This is a genomic window from Actinacidiphila sp. DG2A-62 (assembly GCF_035825295.1).
GTDB lineage: Bacteria > Actinomycetota > Actinomycetes > Streptomycetales > Streptomycetaceae > Actinacidiphila.
Map to the genome: position 1 here is coordinate 2,621,136 of NZ_JAYMGI010000002.1, position 15,764 is coordinate 2,636,899.

The 15,764-nt window shown below is 76.1% G+C and carries 11 protein-coding genes and 2 pseudogenes; 4 read left to right on the forward strand and 9 right to left on the reverse strand.

The window, feature by feature from the left end:
• The first annotated feature begins 130 nt into the window (after window positions 1-130).
• Both VSR01_RS11700 and VSR01_RS11705 read left to right on the forward strand, forming a co-directional pair.
• Window positions 131-1,566, forward strand: a pseudogene (locus tag VSR01_RS11700) (family 4 glycosyl hydrolase).
• A 262-nt stretch (window positions 1,567-1,828) separates the two neighbouring features.
• Window positions 1,829-2,605 carry an HAD family acid phosphatase gene (locus VSR01_RS11705; protein WP_326449196.1) on the forward strand — a complete coding sequence of 259 codons (777 nt, stop codon included), beginning with the start codon at window positions 1,829-1,831 and terminating at the stop codon, window positions 2,603-2,605.
• A gap of 89 nt (window positions 2,606-2,694) precedes the next feature.
• On the opposite strand, the gene VSR01_RS11710 is transcribed toward VSR01_RS11705, so the two are convergent.
• From VSR01_RS11710 to hrcA, 8 genes and pseudogenes are all read right to left on the reverse strand, one after another.
• Window positions 2,695-3,594 (reverse strand): ribonuclease Z, encoded by a 900-nt coding sequence (locus VSR01_RS11710; protein ID WP_326449197.1) that lies wholly within the window; start codon window positions 3,592-3,594, stop codon window positions 2,695-2,697.
• A gap of 10 nt (window positions 3,595-3,604) precedes the next feature.
• Window positions 3,605-3,961 (reverse strand): histidine triad nucleotide-binding protein, encoded by a 357-nt coding sequence (locus VSR01_RS11715; RefSeq protein ID WP_326449198.1) that lies wholly within the window; start codon window positions 3,959-3,961, stop codon window positions 3,605-3,607.
• Window positions 3,962-4,133: 172 nt separating this feature from the next.
• Window positions 4,134-7,576 (reverse strand): annotated as a pseudogene (locus VSR01_RS11720) (S41 family peptidase).
• An 84-nt stretch (window positions 7,577-7,660) separates the two neighbouring features.
• Entirely contained in the window at window positions 7,661-8,053 is a 393-nt protein-coding gene (locus VSR01_RS11725) for a hypothetical protein (RefSeq protein WP_326449199.1), read from the reverse strand.
• Window positions 8,054-8,163: 110 nt separating this feature from the next.
• The gene (locus tag VSR01_RS11730) at window positions 8,164-8,850 is read right to left on the reverse strand and encodes a 16S rRNA (uracil(1498)-N(3))-methyltransferase (protein ID WP_326453601.1); all 687 of its coding nucleotides are present in this window, start codon (window positions 8,848-8,850) and stop codon (window positions 8,164-8,166) included.
• Window positions 8,851-8,990: 140 nt separating this feature from the next.
• Window positions 8,991-10,046 carry a nitronate monooxygenase gene (locus VSR01_RS11735; protein ID WP_326449200.1) on the reverse strand — a complete coding sequence of 352 codons (1,056 nt, stop codon included), beginning with the start codon at window positions 10,044-10,046 and terminating at the stop codon, window positions 8,991-8,993.
• A gap of 293 nt (window positions 10,047-10,339) precedes the next feature.
• Window positions 10,340-11,476 (reverse strand): molecular chaperone DnaJ, encoded by a 1,137-nt coding sequence (dnaJ, locus tag VSR01_RS11740; RefSeq protein WP_326449201.1) that lies wholly within the window; start codon window positions 11,474-11,476, stop codon window positions 10,340-10,342.
• A complete protein-coding gene (gene hrcA, locus VSR01_RS11745; RefSeq protein WP_326449202.1) occupies window positions 11,477-12,493 on the reverse strand; it encodes a heat-inducible transcriptional repressor HrcA in 1,017 nt (338 codons plus the stop codon).
• Window positions 12,494-12,649: 156 nt separating this feature from the next.
• Between hrcA and VSR01_RS11750 the strand changes: the two genes are divergently transcribed.
• Entirely contained in the window at window positions 12,650-13,414 is a 765-nt protein-coding gene (locus tag VSR01_RS11750; protein ID WP_326449203.1) for an MBL fold metallo-hydrolase, read from the forward strand.
• A 217-nt stretch (window positions 13,415-13,631) separates the two neighbouring features.
• Window positions 13,632-14,468, forward strand: a complete 837-nt coding sequence (locus VSR01_RS11755) for a DUF3097 domain-containing protein (RefSeq protein ID WP_326449204.1) — start codon at window positions 13,632-13,634, stop codon at window positions 14,466-14,468.
• Between the two features lie 53 nt (window positions 14,469-14,521).
• Here the strand turns inward: VSR01_RS11755 and hemW are convergent, their stop codons facing one another.
• Window positions 14,522-15,754: a radical SAM family heme chaperone HemW gene (hemW, locus tag VSR01_RS11760; RefSeq protein WP_326449205.1), complete on the reverse strand. Its 1,233-nt coding sequence runs from the start codon at window positions 15,752-15,754 to the stop codon at window positions 14,522-14,524.
• Window positions 15,755-15,764: the final 10 nt, after the last annotated feature.

The window sequence follows — 15,764 nt, forward strand, 5'->3', positions numbered from 1 at the left end:
TGCGCGGGGTGCGGGAGGGCGTTGCGAGGGCGCGCCCGGGCGGCCGTGCAGGATGGAGGGGAAACGGGCCCCCGGGCAGGACGGCGCCCGGCGGACGGCCCCGCGGCGGGGCGGAAGGCGGAGACGACTCGTGCGACTGACCATCCTCGGCGGCGGCGGCTTCCGCGTGCCGCTGGTGCACGCGGCCCTGCTCGGCGATCCGACGGTCGACGAGGTGGTGCTGTACGACACCGACGCGCGCCGGGTGGGGGTGGTCGCGGCGGTGCTGGCCGCGCAGCGCGCGGAGTACGCCGCGGGCGGTAGGGGGACTCCGGTGGCGGAGGCGGTACGCGCGGGGGCGGCACGGGTGGTGCCGAGGTCGGCGCGGGCGGTACGGGCGGTACGGGCGCCGGCGGCGGGCCGGTTCCGCGGGTGCGGGTCGCGCGGGACCTGGACGAGGCGCTGCGCGACGCCGACTTCGTCTTCTCGGCGATAAGGGTCGGCGGCACCGCCGGCCGGGTCCGCGACGAGCGGCTGCCGCTGGCCGAGGGCGTCCTCGGCCAGGAGACGGTCGGCGCCGGCGGCGTGCTGTACGGGCTGCGCACGGTGCCGGTGGCGCTGGACATCGCCGAGCGGGTCGCGCGGCTGGCGCCGCGCGCGTGGGTGATCAGCTTCACCAATCCGGCCGGGACGGTCACCGAGGCGATGGCGCGGGTGCTGGGCCCGCGGGTGATCGGCATCTGCGACTCGCCGGTGGGCCTGGTGCGGCGGGCCGCGCGGGCGGCGGGCGCGGACCCGGACGCGCCGGGCTTCACGTACGACTACGTGGGCCTGAACCACCTGGGCTGGCTGCGCGCGCTGCGCGCCGCGCCGGACGGTCCCGACCTGCTGCCCGGGCTGCTCGCCGACGCCGCCGCGATGGGCTCCTTCGAGGAGGGCCGACTGTTCGGCGCGCGGTGGCCGGCGGCGCTCGGCTCGCTGCCCAACGAGTACCTGCACTACTACTACTTCCGGCGCGAGACGCTCGCGGCGGTGCGCGCGGCGCGGGCCACCCGCGGGGAGTTCCTGGACCGGCAGCAGGGCGACTTCTTCGCCGCGGCGGCGAAGGCGGGCGCGGCGGACCCGGCGGCGGCGTACCGGCTGTGGCGGCGGGCCCGGCGCGAGCGCGAGGAGACGTACATGGCCGACAGCCGCGCGGCGACCGGCGGTTGGCAGCGCGACCCGCACGACCTGGACGGCGGCGGCTACGACAGGGTGGCGCTCGCGCTGATGCGGGCGATCGCGCACGACGAGCGCGGCACGCTGATCCTGAACGTGCCGGGCGGCGGCGCGCTGCCGTTCCTCGACCCGGCCGCGGTGGTCGAAGTGCCGTGCGAGGTGGGCGCGTTCGGGGCGCGCCCACGGCCGGTGGCGCCGCCCGACGAGCACCAGGCCGGCCTGATGCTGGCGGTGAAGGCGGTGGAGCGCGCCACGATCGAGGCGGCCGTGACGGGTTCGCGCGCGGCGGCGCTGCGCGCGCTGGCGCTGCACCCGCTGGTGGACTCCGCCGCCGCCGCGGACCGGATCCTCACCGCGGCCGGCTGGTGAGCCGCCCGGCCCGCCGGCGAGCGCGCCCGCGAACACGCCGACGAACACGCCGGGGAGCGCGCCGGCGAACCACGTCGGCGAACACGCCGGGGAGCGCCGGGCAGCGCGCCGGCTTTCCTGAACACCGTCTGAACTGCGCGTTGACCTCGACGAAACACCCGCCGCGCCGACTTCGGCCCCCACGCGCGTAGACACCCCTTGACCTGCCACGATGCCGGGCCCTAAGTTCGCGGGCACCAACCAGCGTCGAAGGAGCACCGCCATGCCCCGAGCCCGCCTGTCCAGACGTTCCCTGGCCGTCGCCGCCGCCGCGGTCGCGCTGAGCGCGACCTTCTACGGCGTGGGCGCCGCGACCGCCGACAACTCCGTGCCGCGCAGCGACAAGGAGATCCCCAACCTCACCGACGTGGTGAACGACATCAAGGCGTACTACGGCGACACCGTCGACGCCTCGGGCGAGCACCAGGCGTCGGCGACGAGCAACTACGCCAAGCAACTCGCCGGCATCGAGGCGAAGGCGACCGCCACCCTGGCGCACAAGCCGCGGCACGGCGCCAAGCCGGCCATTGTCCTGGACGTCGACGACACGTCCCTGCTCACGTACAACTACGAGCTGGAGGTGGGCTTCAACTACACCCCGGCCAGCAACCAGGCCTACCTGGACACCAAGAACATGCCGCCGGTCTTCGGCATGGACACCCTCACCAACTGGGCGGAGGACCACGGCTACACGGTCTTCTGGATCACCGGCCGCCCGGAGTCGCAGCGCGCCGACACCGTCCGCAACCTGACCGCGGTCGGCTACCGCGCGCCCTCCGACTCCGCCCACCTGTACCTGAAGAACAGCGCCAACCCGCCCGCGTACCTCTCCTGCGGCGCGACCTGCACCACGGTCGAGTACAAGTCCGGCACCCGCGCGCACATCGAGTCGCTCGGCTACGACATCGTCGCCAACTTCGGCGACCAGTACAGCGACCTGAGCGGCGGCCACGCGGACCACGCGTACAAGCTGCCGAACCCGATGTACTTCCTGCCGTAACGGCCCGTCCCGGCAGGGGCGTCCACCGGTCGCGCCCGCGTCCCGGCACGGCATCCCCGGGCGGCGTGCCCGCGCCGGTCCCGCGGCCCTCAGCGGCGCCGCGGGACCGGGACGCGCACGAGGTCGGCGGCGACGGTGAGTTCGCCGGCGAAGCCGGCGGCGCGGGCCCGGTCGGCGAACGCGGCCGGGTCGCCGTAGCGCTGCGAGAAGTGGGTGAGGACCAGGTGCCGGACGCCGGCGTCGCGGGCCACCGCCCCGGCCTGTCCGGCGGTCAGGTGGCCGTACTCGGCGGCGAGCCCGGCGTCCTCGTCGAGGAAGGTCGACTCGATGACCAGCAGGTCGCAGTCCGCGGCCAGTTCGGGCACCGCGTCGCACAGCCGGGTGTCCATGATGAACGCCGCCTTCTGGCCCGGCCGGTGCTCGCTCACCTCGTCCAGGGTGACGCCGCCGAGCGCGCCCTCGCGCTGGAGCCGGCCGATCGCCGGACCGGTGATGCCGTGCGCGGCGAGCCGGTCCGGCAGCATCCGGCGGCCGTCCGGCTCGGCCAGCCGGTAGCCGTAGGACTCCACCGGGTGCGACAGCCGCGCGGCGGACAGGGTGAAGGCGGGCGTCACGGCCAGCACGCCGTCCGCGGCGACGGGCTCCTCGCGCAGGTCGGCGGTCTCGCGGTAGGCGGTGGCGTACCGCAGCCGCGCGAAGAAGTGCCGCCCGGAGGCCGGGTAGTGGGCGGTGACCGGGTGCGGCACCCGGTCGAGGTTGATCCGCTGGATCACCCCGGCCAGGCCCAGGCTGTGGTCGCCGTGGAAGTGCGTGACGCAGATCCGGGTGAGGTCGTGCGCGGCGACCCCGGCGTGCAGCATCTGCCGCTGGCTGCCCTCGCCGGGGTCGAAGAGGATGCCCTCGCCGTCCCAGCGCAGCACGTAGCCGTTGTGGTTGCGCTGCCGGGTCGGCACCTGGCTCGCGGTGCCGAGGACGACGAGTTCGCGCACCGGCGGTCCCTCAGCCCATGTGGGTGAGGTCGCGGCCGCCCAGCACGTGCGCGTGCGCGTGGAAGACGGTCTGGCCGGAGCCCGCGCCGGTGTTGAAGACGACGCGGTAGCCGTGGCCGTCGATCTTCTCCTGCGCGGCGACCTCGCCCGCCTCGCGCAGCACGTCCGCCGCCGCGCCCGGGTCGCCGGCGGCCAGCGAGGCCGCGTCGGGGTAGTGCACCCGGGGGATCACCAGGACGTGGGTCGGCGCCTTGGGCGCGATGTCGCGGAAGGCGACCGTCGTCGCGGTCTCGCGGACGACCGTGGCGGGGATCTCCCCGGCGACGATCTTGCAGAACAGGCAGTCGGCCTGCGGCTCTCCCGCCATGGCGGATGCTCCTCGGGTGCTGGGGTCTTCTGGGTCTTGAGGTGCTGGGGTCTGGGAGTGCTGGGGTGCTCGGTGTTCGGGTGCGGGCGTCCGGGCGCGCGCGCCCGCGTACGGGTTCTGGTACGCGGGCGCCGCGCGGCCCGACGGGAACGACTCTACGGACGCCGGGGCGCTACGGGCGGGGCGGCACGGGCGGCAGCGGCGGCGGGGTCTTGGCCGGGGTCTCCTCCAGCGCGGCCAGCGCCAGCGCGATCGCCGTGTCGAGCTGCGGGTCGCGGCCGGCCGCCGAGTCCTGCGGGGTGTGCACCACCTCGACGTCCGGGTCGACGCCGTGGTTCTCCACGCCCCACCCGTAGCCCTCCAGCCAGAAGGCGTACTTGGGCTGGGTGACCAGCGTGCCGTCGACCAGCCGGTAGCGGCTGTCGATGCCGATCACGCCGCCCCAGGTGCGGGTGCCGACGACCGGGCCGATGCCGAGCGCGCGCACCGCCGCGTTGACGATGTCGCCGTCGGAGCCGGAGAACTCGTTGGCGACGGCGACGACCGGGCCGCGCGGCGCGTCCTGCGGGTAGCTGTAGACCGGGCCGCCGCGCGGCAGGTCCCAGCCGACGATGCGGCGGGCCAGCTTCTCCACCACCAGCTGCGAGGTGTGGCCGCCGCTGTTCTCCCGGACGTCCACCACCAGGCCCTCGCGGGCGACTTCGAGCCGCAGGTCGCGGTGGAGCTGGGCCCAGCCGCTGCTGACCATGTCCGGGACGTGCAGATAGCCCAGCCGCCCCCCGGACGCCTGGTGGACGTGCGCCCGGCGGCCGGCGACCCAGTCGTGGTAGCGCAGCGCCTCCTCGGCGGCCAGCGGCACCGCGACCACGTGGCGCACCGCGCCGCCGCCGGCCGGGGCGACGGTCAGCTCGACCGGCTTGCCCGCGGTGCCGACCAGCAGCGGCCAGGGGCCGGTCGCGGGGTCGACCGGGCGGCCGTCCACGGCCAGCAGCAGGTCGCCGGCGCGGACCGCGACGCCGGGCGCGGCCAGCGGCGAGCGCGCCTCGGGGTCGGAGGACTCGCCCGGCAGCACCCGGTCGACCCGCCACGCGCCGTCCTCGGTGCGGGACAGGTCCGCGCCGAGCAGGCCCTGGCGGTGCAGCGGGTCGCGGTAGCCGCCGGTCCCGGTGACGTAGGCGTGCGAGGTGCGCAGTTCGCCGTGCAGCTCCCAGAGCAGGTCCACCAGGTCGTCGTGGGTGGCGACGGCGTCCAGCAGCGGCCGGTAGCGCTCGCCCAGCGCGTCCCAGTCCAGGCCGTTCATGTCCGCGCGCCAGAAGTTGTCGCGCATCAGGCGGTGCGTCTCGTCGAACATCTGCCGCCACTCCTGCGCGGGGCGGACGGTGACGCGGACCCGGCCGAGGTCGACCGAGGCGGCGCCGTCGGAGTCGTCGGAGGAGTCGGACTTGCTGTCGGCGGGCACGATCCGCAGCCGGCCGCCGCTGGTGATCAGCACCTTGGCGCCGTCGCCGGTGACCGCGAAGTCGTCGGCGGCGTCGGAGATCTCCTCGACCCGCAGGTGGCCGAGGTCGTAGCGCTCCAGCACGCTGTCCGGCGGCTGCGCGTCGGGGGTGGCCAGCGACGAGCCGAGCATGCCGGTCAGCGGGTGGCGCAGCCACAGCACGCCGCCCTTGGCCGCGCGCAGGCCGGAGTAGCGGCCGGCCTCGACCGGGAAGGGCACGATGCGGTCGGCGATGCCCTCGGCGTCGACGGTGGTCGGGCGCGGGCGCTCGGGCACGCTCTTGTCGTCGCCCTGGTCGCCGCGGCCCTCGCCGTCGTCGTCGAGCCGGCCCCGGGCCCGGTGCCGCCGTCGCCGGAGCCGCCGGCCGCGCCCGGCTCGTCGTCGTCCTCGTTCTCGTACGGGCGGCCGTGGCGCTGCGGGCCGAACGGCGAGGGGGTGGTCGCGGCCAGCGTGATCAGGTACGGCCGGCAGGCGTTGGGGAAGGACAGGTCGAAGACGTGCGCGTCGTAGACCGGGTCGAAGGCCCGCTCGGACAGGAACGCCAGGTGCCGGCCGTCCGCGGTGAAGGCCGGCGCGAAGTCGTTGAAGCGCAGCGGCGTCGCCTCGACCACGGTGAGGTCGGCGGTGGCGGCCAGCTTGATCTGGCGCAGCCCCCCGGGGCCCGGCTGGGACCAGGCGAGCCAGCCGGAGTCGGGCGAGAAGGCCAGGTCGGAGCAGTCGCCCTCGGCGCCCGCGGTGACCTCGCGGACCTCGCCGGTCTGGGTCTGGACCAGCAGCACGCGGCCGTCGTGCGAGGCGACGGCGATGCGGTGGCCGTCGGGCGAGACCTCGATCTCGTGGACGCGGCCGAGGCGGCCCGCGGCCAGGCGCCGCGGCGCGGGGGCGGCGTCGGGGGCGGAGCCGGTGTCCGGGGTGGAGCCGGTGTCCGGGGTGGAGCCGGTGTCCGGGGTGGACGCGGTGTCCGCGGCGGACGCGGCCGGATCGCCGCCCGCCGGGGCGGAGTCGGGGGCCGCACCGGCCGGCGTGGCCGCGGCGGGCGGCGCGGGGGTCGCGGGCGCGGGCGGCACGAGTCCGGTCGCCGGCGCGATGTCCAGCGCGTCGTCGCCCTCGGCGTCGGTCACCCACACCACGTACTGGTCGGCGCCCTGCTGGAAGACCCGCGGGTGGCGGGCGCGCACGCCGGCGGTGTCGGCGAGGACGCGGGCCGGGCCGCCGCGGTGGGTGAGCCAGTGCACGGTGCCGCGGATCTCCACGGCGCTGCCGCGCCCGGTCCGGTCCGGCCGCGCGTCGCCCAGGTACCGCGCGGCGCGCACCGGGTGGGGCTGGAGGTCGCCGCGCTGGCCGCCGAGGCGGATCTGCAGGACGCGCGGCTCCCGGCCGGCGTCGAGGCCGTCCAGCAGGTGCAGCCGCCCGCCCGCGGTCCAGGCCACGCGGGTGCCGTCGGTGGCGGCGTGCCGTGCGTAGAACTCCCCGGGCTCGCCGTGCCGGCGCAGGTCGGAGCCGTCGGGCAGGCTGGAGTAGAGCGCGCCCGTGCCCTCGTGGTCGCTGAGGAACGCGATCCGCTCCCCCACCCACATCGGGCACTCGATGTTGCCGTCCAGGTCCGCGTGCACCCGGTGGAAGTCGCCGCCGCCGTCCGGGTCGAGCCACAGCTTGCCCGCGGTGCCGCCGCGGTAGCCCTTCCAGTACGCGGCCTCGCGGCCCATCGTCACCGACTGCAGCAGCACCGCGCCGTCCGGGCCGTAGCTCACGTCGCCCACCGGGCCGTAGGGCAGCACGGTGAACGGGCCGCCGTCCAGCGGCAGTCGCCGCGCCCAGGTGCGGCGCAGGCTGCCCTGGCCGGCGGCGGTGGTGACCACCGGCCGGCCGTCCGGGGTCCATGTGCGCACCGCGGTGCGGGCGTTGCCCCAGTAGGTGAGCCGGGTGGCGGGGCCGCCGTCCAGCGGCGCGACGTGCACCTCGGGGGCGCCGTCGCGGGTGGACGTCCAGGCGATCAGGTCGCCGCCGGGGGCGATCCGGGGCCGCCCGACCGGCATGTTGTCCGCGCTGACCCGCCAGGCGCGACCGCCGTCGAGCGGCGCCACCCAGACGTCGTCCTCCGCGGTGAAGGCGATCACGTCGCCGTGCGGGTGCGGGTTTCTGAGGTACGAGGGCTGCGGCGGCCTCGGATGCGTCGTCACCCGACCACCCTAAAACCTCGATCAACTCGGCGTCGCGGTGCGGTGGACGCACCGGCCCAGACCGGATACGTCGAAGACGGTGCGCCCGGCCACCTCGGCGGTGAGCCGGCCGCGCACGCAGGTGTCGTCCTGCTGCTCGGTCACCGTGCCCTTGACGGTGATCTTGCGCTGGTCGTCGGTGCGGCCGAGGCAGTCGACCGTGGCCCGGCGGTCGCCGGTCGAGGCGCCGCAGGAGAGCCACTGGACCTTCACGTGGTCGTTCTTCAGCGCGCGGGTGGCCAGTTGGTCGGTGGTCACCGACACCGAGCTCTCGGCGAGGCCGTCGGCGGGGTCGCAGCCCGACGCGCCCACCAGCAGGGCCGCGGTGGTTGCGGTGAGTGCCGTGACCGCCCAGATCTTCCCGTTCCGTACCATCACTCCACGGTGCGCCCGTGACGGACCGTGGTCCATCCCCCGGACGGCCGATACCGGCCCCTACGGGTCCCCGTGCGAGTGACGCGCGCCGCGCGGGAGTTGACGCGCGGTCAGGACCAGCGGCCGGTGCGGGCCAGCAGCAGCGCGGTCGCCGCGACGCCCGCGGTGGAGGTGCGCAGCACCGTGGGACCCAGCCGGTACGGCGGCGCGCCCGCCTCGGCGAAGGCCGCCAACTCCTCCGGCGACACGCCCCCTTCGGGCCCGACGACCAGCACCAGCGAGCCGGCGCGCGGCAGTTCGGCGGTGGCCAGCGGCGCCGAGCCCTCCTCGTGCAGGACCGCGGCGAAGTCGGCGCCGCGCAGCAGCTGCGCCACCTGGCGCGTCGACATGGGCTCGGCGATCTCCGGGAAGCGCAGCCGACGGGACTGCTTGGCCGCCTCGCGGGCGGTGGCGCGCCACTTGGCCAGCGCCTTGGCGCCGCGCTCGCCGCGCCACTGGGTGACGCAGCGGGCGGCGGACCACGGCACCACCGCGTCCACGCCGGCCTCGGTCATGGTCTCCACGGCGAGTTCGCCGCGGTCGCCCTTGGGCAGCGCCTGCACCACGGTGACCGAGGGCGCGGGCGGGGCCTCGGCGCGGACCTCGCGGACGTCGACGTGCAGCACGTCCTTGCCCTCGGCCGCGGCCACCGTCCCGTAGGCGCCGCGCCCGGCGCCGTCGGTCAGCACGACCTCCTCGCCGGGGGCGAGCCGGCGCACGGACACCGCGTGGCGGCCCTCCGGGCCGTCCAGGGTCAGCCGCGCGGGCGGGCGGAAGCCGGCGGCGTCGCCGGAGCCGCCGGGGGCCGCTGGGCCGTATGGGCCGCCGGAGCCGTGCGGGCCTTGAGGGGCCGTCAGCGCGTCCAGGGACGCCGCCGGGACCAGGAACACCGGCGCGGTCACGTACGCGCTCCCCCGGCCGCTTCCAGCTCGGCGACCAGCGTCTCCACCAGCGCGCCCGCGGACAGCTCCCGGGCCAGCCGGTGGCCCTGGCCCGCCCACAGCGCCATGCCCTGCGGGTCGCCGGCCGCGGCGGCGGCCTTGCGCAGCGTCGAGGTCAGGTGGTGGATCTGCGGGTAGCCGGGCGGCGCGTAGGGGCCGTGCTCGCGCATGAAGCGGTTGAGCAGACCGCGGGCCGGGCGGCCGGAGAACGCGCGGGTCAGCTCGGTGCGGGCGAAGACCGGGTCGGTGATCGCCTTCTTGTGCAGCGGGCTCGCGCCGGACTCCGGGGTGACCAGGAACGCGGTGCCGAGCGACGCGGCGTCCGCGCCGGCCGCGAGCACCGCGGCGATCTGGCCGCCGCGCATCAGCCCGCCGGCCGCGATGATCGGCAGCTGCACGGCCTCGCGCACCTGCGGGACCAGCGTGAGCAGGCCCATCCCGGCGCCGTCGGACAGCGGGTCGTCGCGGTGCGTGCCCTGGTGGCCGCCGGCCTCCACGCCCTGCACGCACACCGCGTCGGCGCCGGCCCACTGCGCGGCCAGCGCCTCGGCGGGCGAGGTGACCGTCACCACGGTGAAGGTGCCCGCCTGGGCGAACGCGTCGAGCACCGCGCGGTCGGGGCAGCCGAAGGTGAAGCTCACCATCGGGACCGGGTCCTCCAGCAGCACCGCGACCTTCGCGTCGTACCCGTCGTCGCCGCCGACGTCCGGGTCGCCGAGCGCGGTGGCGTACCAGGCGGCCTCGCCGGCCAGCTGCTCGGCGTAGACGGCGATCGCCGAGGGGTCCGCGGTGGGCGGCTGCGGCATGAACAGGTTGACGCCGAAGGGCCGCGAGGTCAGGTCGCGCAGCTGGCGGATCTCCTGGTACATCGCCTCCGAGGTCTTGTACCCGGCGGCCAGGAACCCCAGGCCGCCGGCCGCGGACACCGCGGCGGCCAGCCGGGGGTTCGACGCGCCGCCGGCCATCGGGGCCTGCACGATCGGATACGCCGAGAACGCGGCGAGTTCGTCCATGACCTCATGGTGTCACGCGCCCCCGGCCCCCTCGACGCAGGGCGTCGGCCCTCCCCCCGCCGGACCTTGCCCCCCAGGGGCGCGGGGAACTGCGCGCTCAGCCCACCACCGGGCCGGTGGTCCGGATCGGCAGCCACAGCCCCTTCGGGCCGGTGGCGACCAACCCCCGCGTGGGAGCCGGTGAGGGTACCTCCCGGACGGAGTGCTGGGGGAGCAGTTCCCCCGCGCCCCCGCGGCGCCGAAGCCCGGCATCCGGGCGGCACCCGGGCGGCGGGAGACGCCAGGAGGCCGTTCTAACGGCCGTTGAACGCGTCCTTGAGGCGGGAGAAGAGGCCCTGCTGACCGGGCGCGAACTGACCGGTCGGCCGCTCCTCGCCGCGCAACTGCGCGAGCCGCCGCAGCAGCTCCTCCTGCTCCGGGTCGAGCTTGGACGGCGTGAGCACCTCGACGTGCACGACCAGGTCCCCCCGGCCGCCGCCGCGCAGGTGGGTGATGCCGCGCTGGTGCAGCGGGATCGACTGCCCCGACTGCGTGCCCGGCCGGATGTCGACCTCCTCCAGCCCGTCGAGCGTCTCCAGCGGGCACTTCGTGCCCAGCGCCGCCGCGGTCATCGGGATGGTGACCGTGCAGTGCAGGTCGTCGCCGCGGCGCTGGAAGACCGGGTGCGGCACCTCGCGGATCTCGACGTAGAGGTCGCCGGCGGGTCCGCCGCCGGGGCCGACCTCGCCCTCGCCGGCCAGCTGGATGCGGGTGCCGTTGTCGACGCCCGCGGGGATCTTGACGGTGAGGGTGCGGCGGGAGCGGACCCGGCCGTCGCCCGCGCACTCCGGGCACGGCGTGGGCACGACCGTGCCGAAGCCCTGGCACTGCGGGCACGGCCGGGAGGTCATGACCTGGCCCAGGAAGGACCGGGTGACCTGGGAGACCTCGCCGCGGCCGCGGCACATGTCGCAGGTCTGCGCGGAGGTGCCGGGAGCCGCGCCCTCGCCGTTGCAGGTGCCACAGGTGACCGCGGTGTCCACCTGGATGTCCTTGGTGGTGCCGAACGCCGCCTCGTCCAGCTCGATCTCCAGCCGGATCATGGCGTCCTGCCCGCGCCGGGTCCGCGAGCGCGGGCCGCGCTGCGAGGACTGGCCGAAGAAGGCGTCCATGATGTCGCTGAAGTTGCCGAAGCCGGCCCCGAAGCCGCCCGCGCCGCCGCCACCGCCCGCGGCGGACAGCGGGTCGCCGCCGAGGTCGTAGACCTGCTTCTTCTGCGGGTCGGAGAGCACCTCGTACGCGGCGTTGATCTCCTTGAACCGCTCCTGGGTCTTGGGGTCCGGGTTGACGTCCGGGTGCAGTTCGCGGGCGAGGCGGCGGAACGCCTTCTTGATCTCGTCCGGTCCTGCGTCGCGGCGCACGCCGAGCACGGCGTAGTAGTCCGTGGCCACTTACGACTCCGCCAGGATCTGTCCGACGTAACGTGCCACTGCGCGTACCGCTCCCATCGTTCCGGGGTAGTCCATGCGGGTCGGTCCGACCACGCCGAGTTTGGCGACTGCCTCGTCGCCCGAACCGTAGCCGACCGCCACCACGGAGGTGGAATTGAGGCCCTCGTGAAAATTCTCATGCCCGATGCGCACGGTCATCGACGGGTCCCAGGTCTCGCCCAGGAGCTTGAGGAGGACCATCTGCTCCTCCAGCGCCTCCAGCACCGGGCGGATGGTCAGCGGGAAGTCGTGGTTGAAGCGGGTGAGGTTCGCCGCGCCGCCGAGCATGATCCGCTCCTCCTTCTCCTCCACGAGGGTCTCCAGGAGGGTGGCGAGCACGGTGGCCACCGCCGGCCGGTCGTCGGGCTCGAAGCCCTCGGCCAGGTCCTGCACCAGCGGCGGCACGTCGCTGAAGCGGCGGCCGACGACCCGGCTGTTCAGCCGGGCCCGCAGGTCGGCCAGGACGGTCTCGCCGACCGGGCCCGCGCAGTCGACGATCCGCTGCTCGACCCGGCCGGTGTCGGTGATCAGCACCAGCATCAGCCGGGCGGGCGCCAGCGAGAGCAGTTCCACGTGGCGGACCGAGGAGCGGGTCAGCGAGGGGTACTGCACGACGGCGACCTGCCGGGTGAGCTGGGCGAGCAGCCGGACGGTGCGGCCGACCACGTCGTCCAGGTCGACCGCGCCGTCCAGGAAGTTCTGGATGGCCCGGCGCTCGGCGGCCGACAGCGGCTTGACGCCGGCGAGCTTGTCGACGAAGAGCCGGTAGCCCTTGTCGGTGGGGATGCGGCCGGCGCTGGTGTGGGGCTGGGCGATGTAGCCCTCCTCCTCCAGCACGGCCATGTCGTTGCGCACCGTGGCGGGCGAGACGCCGAGCTGGTGCCGCTCGGTCAGCGCCTTGGAGCCGACCGGCTCCTCGGTGCCGACGTAGTCCTGGACGATGGCACGCAGCACCTCAAGCCTGCGTTCGCTGAGCATCGCGCACCTCCAGCCGCGGGTCCCGGACCTGCTGCCTGGCACTCCGCGGTTTCGAGTGCCAGCTTTCCCGCAGCCAGTGTACGGCGAGGCGGCGAGGGCTCGGCAAGAGCGGCTCCGTATTCGGTCATCCTCGGGGCGGTACGGTCGCCCCCGTGGATGTCGACGAGAACGCGCGGGGCCGGCCGGGACGGCCCGTCCGGGGACTCGGTGTGGGAGCAGCTGGCCCCCGGGGTGGCCCGGCGGCGGCTGCCGTTCCTGGACGTGACGGTGGGGCTGGTGGTGGGCGCGGACGCGGCGCTGCTGGTGGACACCGGGTCGACGCTGCGCGAGGGCGCGGAGCTGGCGGAGCAGGCCGCGGCGCTGACCGGGCGCCCGGTCAGCCATGTGGCGCTCACCCACGGCCACTTCGACCACGTTCTCGGCGCGGCGGCGCTGCCCGGGGCGCGGGTGTACGGGCACCGGGCGCTGCCGGCGTACCTCGCCGGGGAGCGGGAGGCGCTGCGCGCGGACGCGGTGCGGCACGGCGTCGGCCCGGAGGAGGCCGCGGCGGCGGCGCGCTCGCTCGCCGTGCCGGACACGACGGTCGACGGCGCGCTGGCGCTCGACCTCGGGGAGCGGCCGGTGCGGCTGGTGCACCCCGGTCCCGGGCACACCGCGCACGACCTGGTGGTGCTGGTGCCGGGCGCGACGGCCAGCGACCCGGCGGTGGTCTTCTGCGGCGACCTGGTCGAGGAGTCCGGCGACCCGCAGGCCGACGACGCGGCGGTCCCGGCCCGCTGGCCCGGCACGCTGGACGCGCTGCTGGCGCTGGGCGGGGAGACCGCGCGGTACGTGCCGGGGCACGGCGCGGTGGTGGACGCGCGGTTCGTCCGGGAGCAGCGGGACGCGCTGGCGCGGAGGTTCGGCGCGGGGCCGCGGTAGCGGAGGGGCGGGGCGGCGCGGCGATGCGCGGCGGCGCGGCGGCGCGGCGTGACGATGCGCGGCGGCGCGGCGTGACGATGCGCGGCGGCGCGGCGTGACGATGCGCGGCGGCGCGGCGTGGCGATGCGCGGCGGCGCGGACGGCGGGGCCGACCCGCCGGGGAGGCGACCGGCACGGTACCGCGACCGGCCGGGCGGCCCTGGCTACGATCTCCCCCATGCGCAGCCGCAGTTACGACGCCGATCTCACCCCGCCGTGGAAGAAGCAGGCGCCCGCGCCCGAGGTGGCCGCCGAGCGGGACCTGGTGGTCGAGGAGGCCGCGACGGGCTTCTGCGGGGCCGTGGTGCGGGTGGAGAAGACCGCCGAGGGGCTCACCGTCACCCTGGAGGACCGGTTCGGCAAGCTGCGGGTCTTCCCGATGACCCCGCGCGGCTTCCTGATCGACGGGAAGCCGGTGACGCTGGTGCGCCCGCGGGCCGCGGCCCCCGCGCCGCGCGGCCCGCTGCTGTCGGCGTCCGGGTCGATCGCGGTCACCGGCGCCACGGCCCGGGTCGCCCGGGCGGGCCGGATCTACGTCGAGGGCCGGCACGACGCCGAGCTGGTCGAGCGCGTCTGGGGCCACGACCTGCGGGTCGAGGGCGTCGTCGTGGAGTATCTGGAGGGCGTGGACGACCTGCCGGCCGTGGTCGAGTCCTTCGGCCCGGGCCCGGGGGCCCGCCTCGGCGTCCTGGTGGACCACCTGGTCCCCGGCTCCAAGGAGTCGCGGATCGCCGCCTCGGTCACCGGCCCGGACGTCCTGGTCGTCGGCCACCCCTACATCGACGTGTGGGAGGCGGTGAAGCCGGCCTCGGTCGGCATCCCCGGATGGCCCCGGGTCCCGCGCGGCGAGGACTGGAAGATCGGCGTCTGCCGCGCCCTCGGCTGGTCCCACCTGACCACCGGTGAGGCGTGGCAGCGCATCCTCGCCTGCGTGAGCAGCTACCGCGACCTCGAACCCGAGCTCCTCGGCCGGGTGGAGGAGCTGATCGACTTCGTGACGGAGCCGGGCGCCTAGCTGTATTGCCCTGTCCGGTCCGGTCCGCCCCGGGGCGCGGCCCGGGAGCGGCGCTAGTCGACCAGGTCGCGGACCACGGCGTCGGCGAGGAGGCGGCCCTTGAGGGTGAGGACGGCGCGGCCCTCGGCGTAAGGGGCGGGCTCCAGGAGGCCGTCCGTCACCGCGCGGGCGGCGGCGCGGGCGCCCTGGGGGGCCAGCAGGTCCAGCGGGCAGCCGGCGGCCAGGCGCAGCTCCAGGAGGATGCGCTCGACCCGGCGGTCCTCGGCGGTGAGCAGTTCGCGGCCGGCGCCGGGGCTGCGGCCCTCGGCGAGCGCCTGGGCGTAGGCGCCGGGGTGCTTGACGTTCCACCAGCGGACGCCGCCGACGTGGCTGTGCGCGCCGGGGCCCGCGCCCCACCAGTCCGCGCCGGTCCAGTACAGCTCGTTGTGCCGGCAGCGGCCGGCCGCCGAGGCGGCCCAGTTGGACACCTCGTACCAGTGGAAGCCCGCGGCCGCCAGGCGCTCCTCGGCGATCAGGTAGCGGTCGGCGTGCTCGTCGTCGTCGGTCGGCGGGACCTCGCCGCGCCGGATGCGCTGGGCCAGCCGGGTGCCGTCCTCGACGATCAGCGCGTACGCCGAGACGTGGTCGGGCCCGGCGCCCAGGGCCGCGTCCAGCGAGGCCCGCCAGTCGTCGTCGCTCTCGCCGGGGGTGCCGTAGATGAGGTCGAGGTTGACGTGCTCGAACCCGGCCGCGCGGGCCTCGGCCACGCAGCGCTCGGGCCGGCCAGGGGTGTGGGTGCGGTCCAGCACGCGCAGCACGTGCTGCCGGGCGCTCTGCATGCCGAAGGACACCCGGGTGAAGCCGGCCGCGCGCAGGTCGGCCAGGTAGGCGGGGTCGACGGACTCCGGGTTGGCCTCGGTCGTCACCTCCGCGTCCGGCGCGAGCCCGAACTCCTCCCGGATCGCCGCCAGCATCCGCCCGAGGTCGGCCGCGGGCAGCAGCGTGGGGGTGCCGCCGCCCACGAACACCGTCTCCACCCGCCGCGGGTCGTCCCCGAGCGCCTTGCGGGCCCGCCGCACCTCCTCGACCAGCACGTCGGCGTAGTTCTCGCGCGAGGCGAGCGCGCCGCCGGAGCCGCGCAGCTCGCTCGCGGTGTAGGTGTTGAAGTCGCAGTACCCGCAGCGCGTCGCGCAGTACGGCACGTGCAGGTAGAACCCGAGCGGCCGGTCGGCCGCCCCGGCCAGGGCGTGCGGCGGCAGCGCGCCGTCGGCGGGCACGGGCTCGCCGTCGGGGAGTACGGAAGGCATCCCCCCAGTA

Bases quoted from the DNA above. Each gene is read 5' to 3' on its own strand.
- hemW (WP_326449205.1), bottom strand. From the start codon at position 15,754: ATGCCTTCCGTACTCCCCGACGGCGAGCCCGTGCCCGCCGACGGCGCG.
- VSR01_RS11735 (WP_326449200.1), bottom strand. From the start codon at position 10,046: ATGGACGAACTCGCCGCGTTCTCGGCGTATCCGATCGTGCAGGCCCCG.
- VSR01_RS11750 (WP_326449203.1), top strand. From the start codon at position 12,650: ATGTCGACGAGAACGCGCGGGGCCGGCCGGGACGGCCCGTCCGGGGAC.
- VSR01_RS11755 (WP_326449204.1), top strand. From the start codon at position 13,632: ATGCGCAGCCGCAGTTACGACGCCGATCTCACCCCGCCGTGGAAGAAG.
- VSR01_RS11715 (WP_326449198.1), bottom strand. From the start codon at position 3,961: ATGGCGGGAGAGCCGCAGGCCGACTGCCTGTTCTGCAAGATCGTCGCC.
- VSR01_RS11705 (WP_326449196.1), top strand. From the start codon at position 1,829: ATGCCCCGAGCCCGCCTGTCCAGACGTTCCCTGGCCGTCGCCGCCGCC.
- VSR01_RS11725 (WP_326449199.1), bottom strand. From the start codon at position 8,053: ATGGTACGGAACGGGAAGATCTGGGCGGTCACGGCACTCACCGCAACC.
- hrcA (WP_326449202.1), bottom strand. From the start codon at position 12,493: ATGCTCAGCGAACGCAGGCTTGAGGTGCTGCGTGCCATCGTCCAGGAC.